19 protein-coding genes are annotated in these 20,571 nt (G+C 38.7%); 8 read left to right on the top strand and 11 right to left on the bottom strand.

Annotated elements, in window-relative coordinates; translation table 11 throughout:
- Window positions 1-361: 361 nt before the first annotated feature.
- From tal to VXS03_RS05130, 3 genes are all read left to right on the top strand, one after another.
- Window positions 362-1,312 (top strand): transaldolase, encoded by a 951-nt coding sequence (tal, locus tag VXS03_RS05140; protein ID WP_327762361.1) that lies wholly within the window; start codon window positions 362-364, stop codon window positions 1,310-1,312.
- An 80-nt stretch (window positions 1,313-1,392) separates the two neighbouring features.
- Window positions 1,393-3,387: a transketolase gene (tkt, locus tag VXS03_RS05135; RefSeq protein ID WP_327762359.1), complete on the top strand. Its 1,995-nt coding sequence runs from the start codon at window positions 1,393-1,395 to the stop codon at window positions 3,385-3,387.
- A gap of 782 nt (window positions 3,388-4,169) precedes the next feature.
- Window positions 4,170-4,484, top strand: a complete 315-nt coding sequence (locus VXS03_RS05130) for a cation diffusion facilitator family transporter (protein WP_327762358.1) — start codon at window positions 4,170-4,172, stop codon at window positions 4,482-4,484.
- A 121-nt stretch (window positions 4,485-4,605) separates the two neighbouring features.
- Here VXS03_RS05130 and VXS03_RS05125 read toward each other — a convergent pair whose 3' ends face one another.
- A complete protein-coding gene (locus VXS03_RS05125) occupies window positions 4,606-5,046 on the bottom strand; it encodes a bifunctional diaminohydroxyphosphoribosylaminopyrimidine deaminase/5-amino-6-(5-phosphoribosylamino)uracil reductase RibD (RefSeq protein ID WP_327762357.1) in 441 nt (146 codons plus the stop codon).
- 156 nt (window positions 5,047-5,202) lie between these two features.
- On the opposite strand from VXS03_RS05125, the gene VXS03_RS05120 reads away from it, so the two are divergent.
- The 3 genes from VXS03_RS05120 to VXS03_RS05110 all read left to right on the top strand — a co-directional run bounded on the left by VXS03_RS05120 (window position 5,203) and on the right by VXS03_RS05110 (window position 8,422).
- Window positions 5,203-5,499, top strand: coding sequence for a hypothetical protein (locus VXS03_RS05120; protein ID WP_327762355.1), 297 nt, complete (start codon window positions 5,203-5,205; stop codon window positions 5,497-5,499).
- A 298-nt stretch (window positions 5,500-5,797) separates the two neighbouring features.
- A complete protein-coding gene (locus VXS03_RS05115; RefSeq protein WP_327762353.1) occupies window positions 5,798-7,129 on the top strand; it encodes a peptidoglycan DD-metalloendopeptidase family protein in 1,332 nt (443 codons plus the stop codon).
- Window positions 7,130-7,369: 240 nt separating this feature from the next.
- Window positions 7,370-8,422: a succinylglutamate desuccinylase/aspartoacylase family protein gene (locus tag VXS03_RS05110; protein ID WP_327762352.1), complete on the top strand. Its 1,053-nt coding sequence runs from the start codon at window positions 7,370-7,372 to the stop codon at window positions 8,420-8,422.
- A gap of 101 nt (window positions 8,423-8,523) precedes the next feature.
- On the opposite strand, the gene VXS03_RS05105 is transcribed toward VXS03_RS05110, so the two are convergent.
- The 6 genes from VXS03_RS05105 to VXS03_RS05080 all read right to left on the bottom strand — a co-directional run bounded on the left by VXS03_RS05105 (window position 8,524) and on the right by VXS03_RS05080 (window position 15,777).
- Window positions 8,524-9,093 (bottom strand): NTP transferase domain-containing protein, encoded by a 570-nt coding sequence (locus VXS03_RS05105; protein WP_327762351.1) that lies wholly within the window; start codon window positions 9,091-9,093, stop codon window positions 8,524-8,526.
- The gene (locus VXS03_RS05100) at window positions 9,086-10,066 is read right to left on the bottom strand and encodes an XdhC family protein (RefSeq protein WP_327762350.1); all 981 of its coding nucleotides are present in this window, start codon (window positions 10,064-10,066) and stop codon (window positions 9,086-9,088) included. Before VXS03_RS05100 ends, VXS03_RS05105 begins: the two co-directional genes overlap by 8 nt.
- 74 nt (window positions 10,067-10,140) lie before the next feature.
- Complete coding sequence (locus VXS03_RS05095; RefSeq protein ID WP_327762349.1) at window positions 10,141-11,412, bottom strand: cytochrome c; 1,272 nt, start codon at window positions 11,410-11,412, stop codon at window positions 10,141-10,143.
- Entirely contained in the window at window positions 11,409-11,939 is a 531-nt protein-coding gene (locus VXS03_RS05090; RefSeq protein WP_327762348.1) for a (2Fe-2S)-binding protein, read from the bottom strand. The genes VXS03_RS05095 and VXS03_RS05090 overlap by 4 nt, the downstream gene beginning before the upstream one ends.
- On the bottom strand, window positions 11,936-14,779 hold the full coding sequence (locus VXS03_RS05085) for a xanthine dehydrogenase family protein molybdopterin-binding subunit (RefSeq protein ID WP_327762346.1): 2,844 nt from the start codon (window positions 14,777-14,779) through the stop codon (window positions 11,936-11,938). Before VXS03_RS05085 ends, VXS03_RS05090 begins: the two co-directional genes overlap by 4 nt.
- Before the next feature lie 461 nt (window positions 14,780-15,240).
- Window positions 15,241-15,777 (bottom strand): Dps family protein, encoded by a 537-nt coding sequence (locus VXS03_RS05080; RefSeq protein WP_080156383.1) that lies wholly within the window; start codon window positions 15,775-15,777, stop codon window positions 15,241-15,243.
- 245 nt (window positions 15,778-16,022) lie between these two features.
- Between VXS03_RS05080 and VXS03_RS05075 the strand changes: the two genes are divergently transcribed.
- Complete coding sequence (locus VXS03_RS05075) at window positions 16,023-16,943, top strand: M14 family metallopeptidase (protein WP_327762345.1); 921 nt, start codon at window positions 16,023-16,025, stop codon at window positions 16,941-16,943.
- 65 nt (window positions 16,944-17,008) lie between these two features.
- Window positions 17,009-17,485: a methylated-DNA--[protein]-cysteine S-methyltransferase gene (locus VXS03_RS05070; RefSeq protein ID WP_327762344.1), complete on the top strand. Its 477-nt coding sequence runs from the start codon at window positions 17,009-17,011 to the stop codon at window positions 17,483-17,485.
- Here VXS03_RS05070 and VXS03_RS05065 read toward each other — a convergent pair.
- The 4 genes from VXS03_RS05065 to VXS03_RS05050 all read right to left on the bottom strand — a co-directional run bounded on the left by VXS03_RS05065 (window position 17,482) and on the right by VXS03_RS05050 (window position 20,557).
- A complete protein-coding gene (locus tag VXS03_RS05065; protein ID WP_327762343.1) occupies window positions 17,482-17,703 on the bottom strand; it encodes a TIGR02450 family Trp-rich protein in 222 nt (73 codons plus the stop codon). The genes VXS03_RS05070 and VXS03_RS05065 overlap by 4 nt on opposite strands.
- A complete protein-coding gene (locus VXS03_RS05060) occupies window positions 17,703-18,362 on the bottom strand; it encodes an HAD family hydrolase (RefSeq protein WP_327762341.1) in 660 nt (219 codons plus the stop codon). Before VXS03_RS05060 ends, VXS03_RS05065 begins: the two co-directional genes overlap by 1 nt.
- 174 nt (window positions 18,363-18,536) lie before the next feature.
- The gene (nanQ, locus tag VXS03_RS05055) at window positions 18,537-19,001 is read right to left on the bottom strand and encodes an N-acetylneuraminate anomerase (RefSeq protein ID WP_327762339.1); all 465 of its coding nucleotides are present in this window, start codon (window positions 18,999-19,001) and stop codon (window positions 18,537-18,539) included.
- Between the two features lie 77 nt (window positions 19,002-19,078).
- Complete coding sequence (locus VXS03_RS05050; protein WP_327762337.1) at window positions 19,079-20,557, bottom strand: sodium:solute symporter; 1,479 nt, start codon at window positions 20,555-20,557, stop codon at window positions 19,079-19,081.
- Window positions 20,558-20,571 lie beyond the last annotated feature (14 nt).

The raw sequence follows: 20,571 nt of genomic DNA, 5'->3' as shown, positions 1-20,571 counted from the left end.
TTAATGATGTATTAACTTTTCGCCATTAGTAACCAGTACAAATGCTCAATTATCAGATCAAATGTTCAACCAATAAAAAGCAAAAAAATACATTTCTTTTATAGCAAAAGACTAAATAGATTTTGAAACCGCTTTTATTGCGATCTGAATATGATTTATTCCCATTTTGAATTGACAAAAAAACCAAAAAAGACAATTATCAATCCATCAAATGCTCTAGTGCATTCCATATGCTCACGCAGTGAGTTAATGGTTATCATTAATGTGCTTAGAGTAAGTATTAATTCTTTTGAACATGGTGCCATTTAAGGCTATAACTAATGCCATCATGACATAAGCCCTATACATAAGGTCGATAGATATGAGCACAAAATTAGAACAACTACGCGCACTAACTACTGTTGTTGCTGACACTGGTGATATCAAAGATATCAGCAAATACCAGCCTGAAGATGCGACAACAAATCCATCATTGATCTTAAAAGCGGCACAAATTGCTGAGTACGCTCCTTTAATTGACCAATCTATTGCTTATGCAAAAGCACAAAGCAATGATAAAGCACAGCAAATCCAAGATACTTGCGACATGCTTGCAGTAAACATTGGTAAAGAAATCCTAAACGTTGTTCCAGGTCGTATCTCAACTGAAGTTGACGCACGTCTTTCTTTCGATACTGAAGGCAGCGTAATTAAAGCACGTCACCTAATCAAACTTTACAACGATGCTGGCATCAGCAACGATCGTATTTTGATTAAACTAGCGTCTACTTGGGAAGGTATTCGTGCGGCTGAGATTCTTGAAAAAGAAGGCATCAACTGTAACCTAACACTACTATTCTCTTTCGCTCAAGCACGTGCATGTGCTGAAGCTGGCGTATTCCTAATTTCACCATTCGTTGGTCGTATTATGGATTGGTACAAAGCGAAAGAAGGTCGTAGCTTTGAAGCACAAGAAGATCCAGGTGTTATCTCTGTAACTAAGATCTACAACTACTACAAAGAACACGGTTATAATACTGTTGTTATGGGCGCAAGCTTCCGTAACATCGAAGAAATTCTTGAACTAGCAGGTTGTGACCGTCTAACTATCAGCCCACAATTACTTCAAGAGCTTGAAGATGCAACTGGTGTTGTAGAGCCTAAGCTTGTTGCTGCAACTGAACTAAAAGATCGTCCAGTAGCAATGACTCACGCTGAATTCCTATGGGATCACAACCAAGAAGCAATGGCTGTTGAGAAACTAGCTGAAGGTATTCGTAACTTCGCAGTAGACCAAGGCAAACTAGAGACAATGATCGCAGATCGTCTTTAATCGTTAAGCACTATTTCAAAAAGCGGCTCCTAGAGCCGCTTTCTTAATTTAAATTTACTTAATATTTTGGTGGAAACACTATGGAACATAAAATGTTAGCTAACGCTATTCGTGCCCTAAGCATGGACGGTGTACAACAAGCAAATTCAGGTCACCCAGGCGCACCTATGGGTATGGCTGATATCGCAGAAGTTCTTTGGCGTGGTCATATGGACCATAACCCACAAGACCCTAAATGGGCTGATCGCGACCGTTTTGTATTATCAAACGGCCACGGCTCTATGCTTATTTACTCTCTACTTCACCTAACAGGTTATGACCTATCAATTGACGATCTTAAAAACTTCCGTCAACTGCATTCAAAAACACCGGGTCACCCAGAATACGGTTACGCACCAGGTGTTGAAACAACCACAGGTCCTCTAGGCCAAGGTATTACTAACGCTGTTGGTATGGCGCTTGCTGAAAAAGCAATGGCTGCACAATTCAACCGTGAAGGTCATGATATCGTAAACCACAACACTTACGCTTTCATGGGCGACGGTTGTATGATGGAAGGTATCTCTCACGAAGCATGTTCTCTAGCGGGTACGCTAGGTCTTGGTAAGCTAGTTGCTTTCTGGGATGACAACGGTATTTCTATCGATGGCGAAGTAGAAGGTTGGTTCGCAGACGATACAGCTATGCGTTTTGAAGCTTACGGCTGGCACGTAATTCGTAGCGTTGATGGCCACGATGCTGCAGCAATCAATGCCGCTATTGAAGAAGCGAAAGCTGAAACGACTAAGCCTACGTTGATCTGTTGTAAAACAATCATCGGTTTTGGTTCACCAAACAAGGCAGGTTCTCACGACTGTCACGGTGCTCCACTAGGCGCTGAAGAAATCAAAGCAGCACGTGAATTCCTTGGCTGGAACCACGGTCCATTTGAAATCCCAGCAGACATCTATGCTGAGTGGGATGCAAAAGAAGCAGGTAAAGCGAAGCAAGCATCTTGGAACGAGAAGTTTGCAGCATACACAGCAGCATTCCCTGAACTAGCGTCTGAGTTTACTCGTCGCATGAACGGTGGTCTACCGGCTAACTGGGAAGCTGAAACAAGCAAAGTTATTGCTGATCTACAAGCAAACCCAGCTGATATTGCATCACGTAAAGCCTCTCAAAACGCACTTGAAGCATTTGGTAAACTATTACCAGAATTCATGGGCGGTTCTGCTGACCTAGCGCCTTCAAACCTAACTATGTGGTCTGGTTCTAAGTCAATCACACCAACAGATGCTTCAGGTAACTACATTCACTACGGTGTTCGTGAATTTGGTATGACTGCAATCATCAACGGTATGGCACTACACGGTGGTTTCGTTCCTTACGGCGCAACATTCCTAATGTTCATGGAATACGCACGTAACGCACTACGCATGGCTGCTCTGATGAAAGTTCAGAACATTCAAGTGTACACACACGATTCAATCGGCCTAGGCGAAGATGGTCCAACTCACCAACCTGTTGAGCAAGTATCATCACTACGTCTAACACCAAACATGAGCACATGGCGTCCATGTGACCAAGTTGAATCTGCTGTTTCTTGGAAATACGCGATTGAGCGTAAAGATGGCCCAACATCTTTAATCTTCTCTCGTCAAAACCTAACTCAACAAGATCGTACTGCAGAGCAAGTTGCTAACATCGTTAAGGGTGGCTACATCCTTAAAGATTGTGCTGGTAAGCCAGAGCTAATCTTGATCGCGACAGGTTCTGAAGTAGGTATCGCAGCAGAAGCATACGCAGAGCTAACAGCTGCTGGTCGTCAAGTACGTCTAGTTTCTATGCCTGCTACTGATTTGTTTGATAAGCAAGACGCCACTTACCGTGAAAGCGTTCTACCATCAGATGTTACAGCACGTATCGCTATCGAAGCAGGTATTGCTGATTACTGGTACAAGTATGTAGGCCTTAACGGTCGCATCATCGGTATGACAACATTTGGCGAATCAGCACCTGCTGAAGAGCTATTCAAAATGTTCGGCTTTACTGTTGAAAACATCGTTAACAATGCTAAAGAGCTACTAGCATAAGTTAATCGTTAAAAAGAACCGTATTTGTTGTTCTTAAATAACGAATCTAAAAATGGTCTAACGAAGGTTAGGCCATTTTTTATGGTTTATACCTACAACTATATACTGAATGAGTGTTGTTTCATTAAAATGACACCACAATACTCTTTAATAATGCACTATTTTCTCGTCATTGAGCGAGTGTTAGCCCTTACAAAATACGTTACAACTATTTTTTAGCGTTTATTTCACTTCACTAGAAGAAAAATACTGCTTAATACACAATAAAAAACGCTATAAATCAGCTTAGATCTACTTTGAACACATAATTTATATGAATATTGTTACTTTATTACTATATTTTCATGCTATTGGTCATGATAATTACGATTACTTTTAGCGCTCATTTTAATGGTTATTATTTAACATTTAGTTCACTGTATTCATGGTATAGATATATTATTCAATACTCGAATCTATTAACCATAATAAATAACTATTAATTAATACTTATTCTGTCAAAAAAACAAATAACCGCTTTATTCCTCTTTAAATACATTGTTATTATTAATAGCTATGTTTCCATTTTTACAGACTAATATAAAGGTTAATAATTATCTTTAATTAATTTTCCGCATGATGTTTTTTGATTCTTTATACCTATTTTTATTATTCATCAATTATCAAAAATAGAATATTTGATTAGAAAAAAGTATATTGTCCAAATTTAAAATAAGCGTAAATTAAATCCCATAGACAGACACAAACTTATTATTAACGCTGTTTATTGAAGGATTAAGAATATGAGTCATCATAATAGTCAAGAACATCAAGGTTCTCAAAAAGGTCATCAACATACTGCTGAAGCTGAACATGTGAAGATGGAACGTCGTTACGGTGAAGAAGTAGAACACAAACATGACCGTGACCACCATGAAGTACGTGACCATGAAAAAAGTCATCCACATACTCAACATGGTGGCGATCCTAAAGGCCATAAACACCCAGAACAAACTCATGGCGACCGTCATGAACATGATGAACATCGTCATCACAAAACCAAAGAGCATGATCATAAAGAATCATCTCGTGAGCATCACAAAACTTCAACTAAATAATTAATTATTTAAAATTAAGTTTTATTAGTGATACTGTAAAAGCCGATTTAATAGTGGTAATAATTATATTATCCATTTAAATCGGCTTTTGTTTGTTTTTGTAAAAATATAATTTTATATTTTACTTATTCAATAAATACGGCGATATAAAGTCAAAAACCTCTTGTTCACATAAACCAACACTTACGTCAATTCCTGCCTGTTTTAACACATCAATACCTTTACCACTATTTCGTGGATCAGGATCAAGGGTAGCAACTACCACTCGCTTTATCCCTTTATCAACCAAAGTATGTGCACAAGATGGTGTACGACCAACAAACGAGCAAGGCTCCAAAGTAACATAAGCGGTAACATCATTAAGTGGCAATGCATAATTTGCTAATGCCATCGCTTCAGCATGATGACATCCTGGAGCTTGCGTAAAACCTTCACTCACAATTTTCCCATCTCGCACTAACACACACCCAACAGGTGGATTGGGACGACAAGCGGGTAATGCTTGATGTGATAATGCTAATGCTCGCTGCATAAAGCTGATTTCTTGCGCTAATTCTGTCATAACAACTTCACTTTAAAAAATCACAGAACGCTCATTCTATACTGAAATCACGCTAACCGTTATGTTGAAGCCATGAATAACAAATGAATCAGTAACTCACCCTCAATTCAGGAGCGATAGGTTTAAATATCTTCTCTGAATAACATGAGGTTTTTCATGAAACGATTAATAATAACACTAGCATTATCGCTAGCACTGCATTCATTTTCAGCATTAGCATCGATACCAACGACCGCCACACAGCCTCCGTTAACGACTCAACATATGATTGAGTATATCGATCATACTCACCAATTAACGGCTGTAGAAAAAATTCAAACTGATGTAGTCAGTTCAATTAATATCAATAACTATTTACAGATCAACTCTCATAAAGATCCGCATTTAGAGCAACGAGAAGTCGTACTTCGTCCTAAGAAAAAATACACCAGTAGTTATCAGAGCCACAGCTAGGCCAAATAACGACTAAGATGATCAAATATCGTCTTTTTCTCTAAATACTCTATTCGCCCAGCTTAATATTGCATCAATCAACTGGGCGAAATTGCCTTTTCTGCATCTTTGAAAGGCAAAATACCTTATACTCATCATTTATATGCTTTCTAACTGTAATTATTGAAAATTTAAGTAAAAAAAATAGCGCCTACAGCATTAATTCATTTAAGGTTCAGAATAGCTATGTTTTGATACCTATTCGCCAAATAAGCCAAGTGCCAGCGCACCCATTAAGAATAAAGAACTGACGAGTATTATGTTTACGTTAAAAACGACAGTACTAACTAATTTTGTAAACTATCGCCTTATTAGCCTGGTTGGGCTTTCAATCATCACTACTGCTGCCGTATTATCAATTAACACCACATCATCAACGCGCCATAACGAAATACAACTGCCTTTAATTACTTCCCCTCAAGTTGTATTAAATACTCTAAAACCAGCTGCAGTAATCAAAAATATTATATTGCCACCAACTTATGAATATGAAGTTAAGCAAGGCGATACACTGAGTGAAATTTTTTCTCGTTTGAATTTACCGCAATCAGATGTCAAAGATATCATGGCGGCAGATTTAAATAGCTTACAGATTGATAACTTACGCCCCAATGACATTTTACGATTTTGGGTAACAGACACGAATCATCGCTTAAACAAAGTTCAACTACAATTTAATGTCGCGCATATGATTGACTATACGCGAGATAAAAATAACGACTTTGATGTTAAGGAAGTTACCATACCAGGTGTATGGCGAGAAAAAGTCATTAACGGTGATATTCACGGAAGTTTTAGTCTATCTGCAAAAAAAGCAGGTCTAAGCCACAATGAGATCAATGAAATTATTGCTATCTTTAAAGACAAGCTTAATTTCACTCATGACGTAAAAGCAGGTGATCGCTTTGAAGTTGTGAGTAAGGCGAAATATGTTAATGACAAGGCCAGTGGTGATACTGAACTACAGGCTATTCGTATTTACACCAAAAAACACCAGTACTCGGCTTATTTAAGCAGTGATGGTAATTTCTATGATCAAAATGGTGAAAGCTTACAGCGCGCATTTTTACGTTATCCAACAGCAAAACATTACCGTATTAGTTCACAATTCAACCCTTATCGTCGCCACCCAGTAACGGGACGTATTCAGCCACATAATGGCGTTGATTTTGCCGCACCAGCAGGAACACCTGTATTAGCAACCAGTGATGGTATTGTAACTCGTGTCACAAACCACCCATACGCTGGCCGTTATGTTGTGATTAAACATAGTGCGAATTATAGTACCCGTTATCTACATAATAGCCGCATCCTAGTAAAAGTTGGCCAGCGAGTGAAACGAGGCCAAGAAATTGCATTATCAGGCAGTACTGGACGTGTTACTGGACCACATATTCATTATGAATTGTTGGTTCGAGGAAAACCAGTTAATCCATTAACAGCGAAAATTCCACTAGCTGCTTCGGTTTCACATCAACAAAAGAAAGCTTTTGAACTTGATGTAGTGCAATACAATCGCCTAATGCAACAACCATTACCATCCAAAGAAAGTGAGATTCAAGTCGCTAGCAACGAACCAAAAGATTCATAATAATCCCCATAAAGGCATTGCTAACTAACGGCAATGCCTTTATTAAACACTGCAACAACAGAACACTCTCATCTTAAATACACTCTGATACATTTATGTTACTTAAAATTCAATTAAACGTGATATTGTTCCTGTTTTAAAATGGATTTAATGATTATTCTCAAACTGTTATAACGCAGTTCCAATGCGAAAATATTAATTAATCGTTATCTCTCAATAGCCCATATACAGGACGTATCTATGGCCACAAAAAATACCCCGTTTGAATTTGCAGATCTAATGGTCGAACCGAGAAGCCATGCTAATTGCGAACTTGAAATTGCTCGCCTATATACTCACTCCCCATTATCCGTCTCTGTTGATATTCTGCATGGAAAACATCCAGGCCCAGTATTACTGATCAATGCAGCTATTCATGGTGATGAGCTCAACGGTATTGAAGTTGTACGTCAAGTTATTGAAAAAATAGATTTATCAAAACTACACGGCACTATTATTGCAGTGCCTGTCGTGAACGTGTTTGGCTTTATTCATAAATCACGTTATCTTCCAGATCGCCGAGATTTAAACCGTTGTTTTCCAGGCGCAGAACGCGGTTCCATCGCAGGCCGTATGGCGTATCAATACTTTAATCAAGTTGTACGCCGAGCTACTCATGTGGTTGATTTGCACACTGCTGCAATCTACCGCACTAACTTACCGCAAATTCGTGCCAACCTTGATAACCCACAGGCTCAAGCAATGGCAATGGCATTTGGCTCTCCGGTAGTGGTTGACGCCAGCCTTCGTGAAGGCTCATTACGTGCCGCAGCCGAAGAATTTAATATTCCCGTGATCACCTTTGAAGCAGGTGAAGCACTTCGCCTTGATGCCCATGCCGTTGGTTCAGGTGTACAAGGTGTATTAAAAGTAATGCAGCACTTAGAAATGTTACGTACGAGTCGCAGTAAAAAAATAGTAGAGCCAATGGTGCCAAAGGCGACACGTTGGGTACGTGCTGATTCTGATGGCTTACTACGCTCACACGTTGCATTAGGTGAAAAGGTAGATAAAAACCAAGTTATTGCGACGATCAGCGATCCTGCTGGTAGTAATCAAATAACAGTGATTGCACCACAAGGTGGCATTGTCATTGGTCAGCAAACACTACCACTCGTGAACGAAGGTGATGCTATTTTCCACATTGCGTTTTTTGAAGAACCTGATGGCTTAGTAGAAGAGCAAGTTGAGTCTTATCTTTACGATGCGATTGAAGAACTTGATGATGATTTAAAATGGGGCATGACCAGTTAATTCAGCTTTATCATTAAAAGAAGCCTCTAAATAAAGTACAAACAAAAAGAGAAGCATCATTGGCTTCTCTTTTTTATGGTATTTATTTTGTAACTTACTGTTTATTTGCATGTCTGAAGTAATTGCTGATATTTTTCAGGTGTATCAATATCATGATAAATACCACTTGATGCATCTAACTGTAAATATTGCTCTTCACCTGTTTGCAATACTTGCTTCATTTTCGCCGTGGCAGGTAAGGCTAAAATACGTGGAATTAATGTGGCATCAATAAATACAGGATGCCCTGTTTGGTCTTGGTTACCAGGAAAAATAACGCCAGTGTGACTTGCTTTTAATAACTGCGTAAATACATGCGGATCGATACAAGGCATATCTGCATGAGTAATAAAAAAGCGTGAGCTGGTTACGGCTTTAATGCCCGTTTGAATTGAACTTAACATCCCTTGCTGATAATCAGGATTTACCACCACGAGAATTTGTGGATGATGTTGATAACGCCGCATCAGCTCATCAGATCGATAACCCGCAACTACAATCACTTTTGAGCAACACACTAAGGCATGTTCAATCGAAATATCAAGTAAGGTACGACCACAATATGGCAACATGGGTTTCCACGCCCCCATCCGTGATGACAACCCCGCAGCAGGTATCACACAATCAACCATGGCGATAATCCCATGAATCACATTCAATGCCATTTTTAACTGCGATCACTTCAGCGATCACTGCAATCGCAATTTCAAACGGGGTTTTACTACCAATAGCCAATCCAATGGGGGCATGCAGACGAGCTAATTGTGACGGGTTATATTCACCAATTCGCATTAATCGTTCACGACGACGAGCACTGTTCGCATGTGAACCTAATGCACCAATATAAAACGCATTGGACTCTAATGCCCCCATCAATCCCATGTCATCAACACGAGGATCATGGGCAAGTGCTAACACGGCGGTATAAGCATTGGTATAACGCTCAACAAAAGCATCCGCAGAGCACCATTCAACATCAATGCCCCCTTCTGCCGCTGTCCAACGCCAACTTTGACTGTAATTTTCACGAATATCGCACAATCTTACAGTAAATCCAGCTCTCACAGCTAATCGTGCAACCTCTTCACTGACTTGGCTTATACCCAATAATAATAACTGCCAATGTTGCTGGTAATGCACGGTTAACCACGGTGAAGGATATGTCGTAATATCAGCCCCACTGATAATACGGCGTTGCTCAGTTTCAATATTAATAGCACGAATAAAGGCAGGCGTTTGCTCCGCAGCGACTAACCAATCATCAACAAAATGACAATCATTAGGATATAAATGTTCAATCAATAAAGAGATGTGACCACCACACGGCAATTCATAGTGGCTCCCATTCGTGGCTAAATGATTTCCATAATCAAATAGTTGTAACGGTTTATCTAGCTCATGTTGTTGAATTAGCTTCATAAAAGCATCTTCAATACACCCGCCAGATATCGATCCAGAGCGAATATCACCTTCAGTAGCAAATAAAGCACCAACGGGACGAGGAGCTGACCCATAAGTGGACAAAATAGTACATAACCACACCGTTTTACCTTGCTGCATCCATGTCTGACAATCTAATAATACGTGTTTATCTAAGGCATTCATAAGTCGTCTATCACTTTGTTTACTTTAACAACAATACCAAAGTTAGCCTGCAATAAAGCAGGCTAATTTTATCTTTAATCGTTCGCTAATTGCTTTTTAACTGCAGCAACTTGTTTTGCTGTTGTCGTTGTTATTTGTGAAGAAAAACGCTTATGCAAATACGTTATCAAATCAGCCATTTGTTGATCATTTAAGCTGTTTTTGTAACCTGGCATAGCATAATAAGTCTGCTCCTGATTATAACTTTGTCGTTCAATACCATTACTTAATACTGCTACTGTATTGAAAATATTACTGTTTTCAATTGTTGCATTATTTTGTAATGCAGGGGCTACATTAGGTGTTCCTTGTCCATTTTGACCATGACAACCAGAGCACTTATCCATATAGATACGGTATCCTGGTAACTTAGTATCAAATTGTGACGCGACAAGTGACGTTAACTTCGGTTTAGATACTTCTAATGATGAGGGTGGTACTTGATTCAATAGATAACTGGTTATCGCACTAATATCATGGTCACTAAGTTGCGTTAGACTATGTTTTTCAACAATATACATATCATTAAACGCCGTGCCTTTTGATGATTGTCCGGTTTTTAAAAACTGAAATAAATCGTGGAATGTCCAATGTTCTTGAGTAAGATTTTTAGAGGTAATATTAGGCGCATTAAGATTATTAACTACCGCACCTTCCAGTGCATGTTGTTGCTCTGTTGCCATCATAAAGTTACGTGGAGTATGACATTCACCACAATGGCCTAATCCTTGTACTAGATATTTACCGCGATTCCATAGCGGACTTTCATTTGTCGTAGGAGTAAAAGTTACTTTATCAAATGCGATAAGATTCCATACTTTTAGACCCATACGAATATTGAATGGGAAAACAATACCATTTTCTCTATTCGGTTGTGTTGCCGGCTTGGTTTGCATGAAATACGCGTATAAAGCTTGCATGTCGTGATCATCAACACGATGGTATGACGCATAAGGCATTGCAGGGTATAAATTACCTTTAGGGGCGACACCATTACGCACTGCATCAACAAATTGTTGGTAACTATAATTACCAATACCGTGCTGTTTATCACTACTAATATTGGTGGAATATAAGGTGCCAAAAGGTGTTTCAAATGCGCGTCCACCGCCATAGGGTTGACCATTAGCAATAGTATGGCAACCACCACAGTCACCAGCAGCTGCTAAATATTTACCTTGCGCGATCAATTGTGCCATATTTTGTGATAATGGCGCTTGTGTGTCCGTTGAGGCTGCTTGTGCATACACCCCGCAGCTACTTAATAATAAACCACAAACTGCACTAATTTTTAAACTCGGTTTCATTTTACTAACCCCGGCTGTGACAATACTAAATCGCGTAAACCAACGTAGTATTTACGGTAACCAGAACAACGACAAATGTGTTTTTTTAACGAATTTTCAATCACATTCTCAACTTGTTCTTTAGCGATGGGTTGTTTTGCCAATTGCTCAACTAATACAGTTGATTCATTAACAAAACCAGACGTACACCAACCACATTGGAAAGAAAAATGGTCCACAAATGTCTGCTGTACTGGGCTTAATGCTGTGATTTGTCCCATTACGTTACGTTTAGCGTGACCTTCGACGGTACGTAGTCTTTTGCCGTTAAAGTTACCCACGCCATTAATACAAGTACGTTCAGTATGCGAACCACCATCAGCGTCATCCACAATGATAGAACACGCATGACACACACCAATACCACAACCAAATTTAGTCCCTGTTAACCCTTGATACTCATGAAGAAAATCAATCATCTTCACTGATTCATCAACATCTACTGGACCGACAACATTACCGTTAATAGTCATTGTTACAGTGATCATGCGAGTGCTTCCTTAATATCATTAGCGGTGACAGGTAAGTGGTAAAAACGTTTATTAGTAATTTGATAAAGTGCTTCAGTAACAGCGGCAACAATTGGAATCATCACCACTTCAGCAATGCCTTTACGTTGATCTGAATTATTAAATGGCGGCAAAATAGTATGATTCATCTGCCATACACCGACATCTGTAGCTAATGGCACTTGATAGCGATTGAGGTTCCAAGTACCGTTGCCTGGGCCATCTTCACCGGGTGGTAAGTATTCGTGTAATACATGCCCAATACCCATAACCAAACCACCTTCAATTTGGCCTTCAACCAACTCTTTAACGATCACTTTTCCTGCATCAAGCCAAGTTTGTGTGGCTACAATTTCAACTTTGCCAGAACCTTCTTCAACGGCTAATTCAACCAAAACGGCACAAGGAGCGTAATACACCACCATCGCATTATTTAACACAGTCGCTGGATAGTTAACATTGCTACGATCTAATAAATGCCAGCCATCACTGGTCATTAAATTTTTCTTATTTGCATTAGCGCCATGACCATATTTGACCGCCATTGCATCTAGTTGATAAGTTTTTGTTTGTCCTTCAACAGTGAAATCAGCATCTACCCACCCCCAACGGTTAAATGTATGCACCATTGCCCCAGTCACTAAACCTTGTTGATGTACATGTTGTGCGAGCATATCTAGTGGAAGTGGCTCCATGCCTTTAGCGCTTAACTTACCATCCACCCAAACAGCATCTTCCATCGCTCCAAAATCCATTGCAGCCAAATCACCGCTGTAATACAACTTGCTCCAAATTGCTTTTGCCGCAGGCCATATACCGTATTCAAAAATCACTTGAGCAGCACTTTCCGTTGCTTTAGATTGGAAATACGCGGACGTTGATGCCGATGATGCGTAAGGAATGGTTGGTGTCCAGCGTGGATTTTGTTGCATTTTGTCTTGGTAAGCTTGACTCATCGTAAACGGCGATTGAGTATTGATCATCTGTAGTGGATCCCAACCATGCACTTCAGCAAGATTAATAGTATCTGCTGGACGACCAAAATAATCAGCTAAAACTGCAGCTTGTGACGTTTGTGCACCAGTGCCGATTTCCACAGCAGAGATCCCCATCACTAAGCGACCTGTTTTATCCATCTCAATATAAGTTGAAGGCGCATCATCACCCGCACCATAGTCTTTAGTACAAATAGCAAAACCAGTACCAAAGCGTTTGTTGGGATGTTTTGCTTCATAGGCTTTACGACGTTGCTCGCGCTGGGTCCACATTTCATGCTGCTGTGCTTGTTTTAATATTTCAGCATAATGTTCAGTACTGGTTGGTACCGCACCTTGCGTATTTAACTGACCAGTTTTAATGGTATTTCGCAGTCTTAAATCAATCGGATCAATATCAAGTAATTGTGCCGCTTCATTAACCATCATTTCCATGGCAGACATTGTTTGTAATGTACCAAAACCACGCATAGAACCTGATGCTGGGTTTTCAGACACATTCGCAACTGCGGTAATATCATTCTTTGGGAAGTAATAGATAGATTGCAACGCACTCGCGCCCACTTCAGCAACAACAGAACTAAAGTTTTCACGACCGCCACCATCAAGATCCATGTAGCTCACGATCCCTTGAAATTTACCGGTTGTTTTATCAATCGCTAATTGGTTATGCATGTTGAAGGGATGACGTTTTAGACCTGATTGAAATTGTTGAAAGCGATCATTTGCCATTCGCACAGGATGCTTACTGTACATTGCTGCTAATAAACCATAGAAAGGCAAAATCGAGTGATCTTTACCACCAAATCCACCACCAATAAACGGTGAATGCACCACTAGATTCTTCACTTTTCCAGCCAGAGGCCCGTTGTTTAACATCTTAGTTGCAAAACCAAAGAAATTAGCGGGTGATTGAGATGATGGAATGGTATGCATGGTTTGAGTTTTAACATCAAACCATCCATTAAAACATTCTGGCTCTAAGAACATAGGATCAATAAATTGTGTTTGATAATTACGATCTAACACAAAATTATTATCATCTTTTAGGCTAGCTTTAATATTGTCAGCAACCGCCATTTGTTGTTCTAGTGCAGTGCCTAAATGATTGGGTTGTGGCCAAAATGGTTTATGGTTAACATAATCAGGAAAATTAACACCATTTTTTAATGCACTGTATTTATCAGGTAATATACCTGCCGTATTACCTTGCTCACGAGTAATACGCCATACCCCCCATGGGTCTTTCTCTGCCGCAACTAAAGGTTGTTGTTTCCCATACTTAATAATTTCATTATTAAACTGCAATATATTTTTAGCGCAATGATAGGTAAGGAAATCATCGAATATAAGTAACATAACAGCCTGACCAATATAATCAGGCATAGTCCCTGCCGTCACTAACATATTTGTGCCATAAAATTGTGGTAATTCAATTTTATCTTTAGTTAACGTTGTAGCTGTAACAATATTACTAGGTTGAGCATTTGCTGGTAATAAACTTAAATCAACACCTTGATAAATACGATCAGCACGATCGGCACGAATATAAAAAGCCCATGATTGCTCACTTGGCCAACCATCAATATCAGTTGATCGTAAATCACGCCCATATACTTTTTCACCGGTGACTTTAGCTATAGCATCACTTCGAAAGCGTACTTTGAAATCAGACTTCCAAGATGATGCTAATTCAGGAGCAACTAAACTATTACTTCCATCTAAATTAAGATTAAATCGGGCTAAAGCGGGAACAGTATAAACACAGATACCAGCAACAATGCCATGCTTAATAAAACTTCTTCGCGAAAGTTCCATTGACATGATTAACTCCTTTCACTTTCTCATTATAGTTTTTATATTATTTCAAAATGATAATTTTATTTTAATAAATAACAGTACGAAAAAATCAGTCATTAAAATTAAGATAACATCTTAAATTTTTCACTTACATACAATAGATATGCTCTAATATCATATACTCACAGTGAATTTAGAACAAAATATGAATATTTATTTAATTGGAACAAAGACAACATAAAAACAACAACAAGGTTTACATATGATGTTTATTTTTACTAAAAAGTTAAAAAAAAAAGACGTTGCGTATAAAGAAATGAGATATTCATTCCAAAAACAAAGAAACATTTAATTAATATTGATTTATAAGTTATCAAGTTAGCCTATAAAATATCGCCATTTTTATGACGTTAAGCCATAAAAAAAGGATAGGTTATTAAACCTATCCTTTTTATTTTTATTAAAATAAAATAATTAATTTGATATCAATGACGGTATGATTCATAAAGGAACCAGACACGACGCTCTGTTTCATCAATCCAATTATCAATCATACTCACTGAAGAAAAATCATTACGCTCATCACATAAAATATGCGCAGCACGAAGTTCAGCTGCTAATTGTTTATTATCTTCACACAACTCAGCAAGCATATCTGCAGGTTCAACATAGTCAGCGTCGTTATCTAAAATACGCTGCATACGTGCGATTTCACCAATAGAACGAATAGTACGTCCACCAATTTTACGTGCACGCTCAGCAATATCATCAGTCATTGCAAATAACTGAGTGCTTTGCTCATCCAACATTAAATGATAATCACGGAAATGTGCACCACTCATATGCCAATGGAAATTTTTAGTTTTCATATAAATCGCAAACACATCAGCTAAAATTGCAGTTAATGCGCCACTGATCTCTTTAGTCGCGTCTACACATAAATCTGTAGGTGTGGCTAGAGGACGAGTAAGATGTTGTTTTGCGTCTTCAATTTGAACTTCATTCAAGATTGTAGTACTCATCGTCTTTTCCTTAGTAATAATTTTGTGAACCCATTTACTATAGTCCGCTAGATTTGTATGACAATAGTGGATACCTGCAGATAAATGCAACCTAACTTTACTTTCTTCTTACTTAATAGTATTAGTTTTATTTCAGTATAATCGTAACTATATTTATTTTTGTGACATGATAATTTGCTTAAATATAGCCAGCTGTTTACCCTCTAAAAATAAACACTGCAATAATAATTAATATAGGTAAGGCAATGGATAATTCATTTGGATACGCAATTGGTACTCCTGGAATAAAATGGGGCGCTACAGAAAAAGCTGCATGGCTAGCACAAACCACCATTAAACGTAGTTATCTTGAGCAAGTTGTTTCCCATATTCATACTCTGAGTGAGGACTTCGATGTTGAACAGTATGGCGCACTGTCTTACTCACCTGAAAAATATCCGCTATTTGCCATCAAGACTCGTCACTGGGATGACACAAAACCTACGATATTGATCACCGGAGGTATTCATGGCTATGAGACCAGTGGTGTCCATGGTGCATTAACCTTCCTATCACAAAAAGCAGACCAATATAGCGCTGATTTTAATATTATGGTTGTGCCTTGTGTAAGCCCATGGGGATATGAAACGATCAATCGTTGGAATCCTAATGCTGTCGATCCCAACCGTTCATTTTATGCCAATAGCCCAGCAGAAGAATCAGCAGCTTTAATGAAACTGGTTCAAGCTCAGCATACCCATTTTCTTGCTCATCTTGATTTACATGAAACAACAGATAGCGATGAAAGTGAATTTAGACCTGCGCTTGCAGCTCGTGATGGTAAAGAATATATCGCCGATATTGTGCCCGATGGTTTTTATGGTGTTGGCGATACAGAAAACCCACAACATGACTTTCAAAAAGCCATTATTGATTCAGTGCGTCACGTTACTCATATTGCACCAGCAGATAATAACGGCAATATTATTGGAGAGCCAATTACGCAAGAAGGCGTCATTAATTATCCATTAAAAGCGTTAGGCCTGTGTGCTAGCGTAACTGATGCTTTGTATACATCAACAACTGAAGTTTATCCTGATAGCCCGCGCGTAACAGATCAAGAGTGTAATAATGCGCAAGTTGCCGCTATTATTGGCGCACTTGAGTATTTAAAGCGCCACCAATAAGCCATTTTTTATTCACTATTAAACGCGCTATACTGCTTTTTAAGTGTAGCGCGAAGGTTTTTATAATGAACACATTCTTCCACACGATGGACTCACCCATTGGATGTTTAACACTATACGCTACCGATAATGCGTTAACCGCCATCCTCTATCCCGATCAAACACCGCAACCAGAAACAGCAATACACATGCCACAACATCCATTACTGGTTGAATGTGAACGACAATTACAGCAATATTTCGCAGGTACACGCCAACAATTTGAATTGCCACTTGCACCTAAAGGTACTGATTTCCAACTGCGTGTATGGCAATCATTAAGTACAATTCCATATGGTATTTGTTGGAGTTATCAGCAACTTGCTATCTCTATTGGCAATATTAAAGCTTGCCAAGCGGTTGGAATGGCAAACAGCAAAAATCCATTGTCTATTGTCATTCCTTGTCACCGCGTTATTGGTAAAAATGGCAAATTAACCGGTTACGCTGGCGGTTTAGATAAAAAACAAACGCTATTGGCTTTAGAACAAGAGCACGCTTAATTCCAACCAATGATCCAAGTTTGGTCATTTTTTAGATCATGCCAATCAATGTCATACAGTTTATTTGTCATTACAGCTTGGATAACACATTTTTCGACTTGCTGATTATCATTAAATAATACAGTGACTATCTCAAAATGTTTTTCTTTGTTATCCACCACCACTTTCGTCCATTTGCTATGAAGTAACGCTTTGGGGTTCACTGGATTAGCCATCATTAATTTCCTGACTGAGCATTCGTTACTACCCTATCATGCTCTTGCTGTAACATACATGCTTGCTCTCGTAAAATATCCGTCAATGAATCTAGCTGTTGAACCACGATGGATGCTTGGTCAGTAAAAGGCAAATCTTCACCATTGGTCACTAAACATGATGGCATATTCGCGCGAAAAGCAGCCTGTAAATCATAAACATAATCACCAACATAAAGTATATTTTGAGGCATTAATTGCCATTGCTGAATAATATCAAGCAATGCATCAGGCGCGGGTTTTGGTGGAAAATCTTCACGTGAAACAATGCGATCAAATTGCAAGCGATGGTGATCAATTTTCAGTTTTGCAGCTTGAAAACAGTTACGAGTGACAACTGCGGTAGGTATATTTTGCAGACGAAGATAAAACAATAAAGCGTAGCAACCGGGCATAATAGACGACTGACGTGCATCCATAATTTCATGCTCAACGACTTTATCTTCCAGCAACTGACGCTGAACTGCATCGGGAATCTCAGCAATATATTGCAATAAATCGACATCAGCCGCACAATTTAATTGTTGACGTAACCAATCAAAATCTAACGCTGAACTGACAAGGGTATTATCTAAATCAAAAATAACACCACGGATAATATTGCAAGGGATCGGTGTATACATACCATTCTCCATTATCAATAAAGCAAGAGTAATAGTGTATGAACATATGCAGTTAGTGGCAATTAATGACGTTTAATTCAGCGAGTATGATCACGTGTTATTTTAAGCATCAAGCTACTTTATAAAACAGTAGCTTGACGTTATTACTCCATTACAATCACACCGAGTAGCCACTTACACCAAACATTGTCGATGAATTTTAATGACCACTTTTTTAATCATCATTGGGGTTGTAATAACACACCCAGGTTTATGTGGCTGCTGTGGGAAAATGGCTAAAAACATACCCGGCTTTAATAATAAAGAACTGGTATTTGGCATAGTTTCAACTAACGCAAAATCATTGTCATGATCATAATCAGTTGCAGGAATGCAGTCAGTTAAATTCAGTGACACATCTATACGTTCTTCGCCACTTATTAAGTATTGAAAATCAATATATTGTTGATGAACCTCACCTTGTTTAGCTGCTGCTGCTTGGGTTTCAAAACTCATCACATTAGCAAAAATACGATCACCATCTATCTCATAACGGCCATTTTCTAACTGTGCTAGATCTTGTGTATTTATGAAATTTATTGCTTGTTGAAAAGCCGCTGGCAATGCATGTAACGGCTGTTTAATTTCACCAAAAATCATGTTGTTATCCTTTTTAAAAGCGGAAAAGCATCTATCTTCTCCGCTTTGTTTTTAGTTTGTTTTTAACCAGCCAATTATTATTCAGTCACTATATTCAGTTCTTCAGCTGATTTACTTTTGAAAAATGGTGCCGCAATAAAGCCCACGATAACCACCATTAACGTACCAATCACACCGTAGAAGAAGAAGTTCAGGTCGGTAAAGCCACGTACAATTAATACAGCAACAACCGCAGCAATCACACCACATAATGCACTACCCGCATTAGCACGACGAACAAAGATGCCTAACATAAACAGACCCGTCATTGGACCGCCCATTAAACCGATTAAGCTATTAAATGCATCCCATAACTGACTTTCGTTACTCTTAATTAAATAGACAGAAGCAGCAACACCTAAAATACCAGCAACAACAGTCACCACTCGCGCAGTATTAAAGCTTTGCTGCATATTTTTTTCTTGACCAAAACGGTTATAGATATCCATAGTGAAACAAGCAGAAATACTATTTAGACTACTTGAAATACTTGATTGAGAAGCTGCAAAAATAGCCGCAATAATTAACCCTGCAATACCCGCTGGCATTTGAGAAATCACATAGAATGGTAAGATACCACCTGTATTAAAATTCTCAGGAATAAGTTGTGGGTTTTGACTGTAGAAAGCATATAACGCAGAACCAATAGCAAAGAAGAAAATAGGTACACAAGCAACTAATTTTGCATTAGTAATCAAAGTCTTTTTCGTTTCTTCAATAGAGTCAGTCACAATATAACGTTGTACTACATCTTGGCTCGCCGTAAATTGCTGCAAGTTAGCAAACAGGAAACCAATAATTAATACCGGTAAAGTACTATCAGTCCAACTCCACTCAAAACTTGAGCTTGGAAAGTATTTATCTTGTTCCGCGCTTAAACGGAAGACTTCATTAACGCCACCATCTACTTGGAAACAAATTGTCACGAAGATCAATACTGCCGCTACTGACAACATAATACCTTGAATAACGTCAGTCCAAATAACCCCTTCAATACCACCAAGAAAAGTATAAACAATACATAATACGCCAATTAAAAATACAATTGTCAGTGGATCAATATGTACGAATGGCATTAATGCAAGCGCGGTTAAATAAGTAATAATCGCAATACGCCCAATATGGAATAACATAAATGACATACTGGCAAACAAACGCATCTTAATATCAAATCGACGCTCTAAATATTCATATACAGAAGTTAAATTGAGTTTTCTAAAAAAGGGAATATAAAAATAAAACACTAACGGTAGAATAAGGATAGCGAGGTATTGCCCAACAAGGAAAGTCCAATCAGAAGTATATGCTTTTGCTGGAATCGACATAAAAGTAATTGAACTTAATGTAGTTGCAAATACACTGACTCCCGCAGCCCAACCCGGTATTCGGCCTCCCGCTTTAAAATAATCATCCGCTGATTTCTGACGACGAGCAAAATAGACGCCAACCAACATAACACCGATTAAATACACGAAGAGTACGATGTAATTTATCGTACCAAATGCTTGAATTTCCATATAAGCCTCACCAT

Origin of the sequence: Photobacterium sp. S4TG1, assembly GCF_036040035.1 — a bacterium.
Lineage (GTDB): Bacteria > Pseudomonadota > Gammaproteobacteria > Enterobacterales > Vibrionaceae > Photobacterium.
Note: the sequence above shows the minus strand (reverse complement) of the source record. Positions and strands in the feature narration are given on the sequence as shown.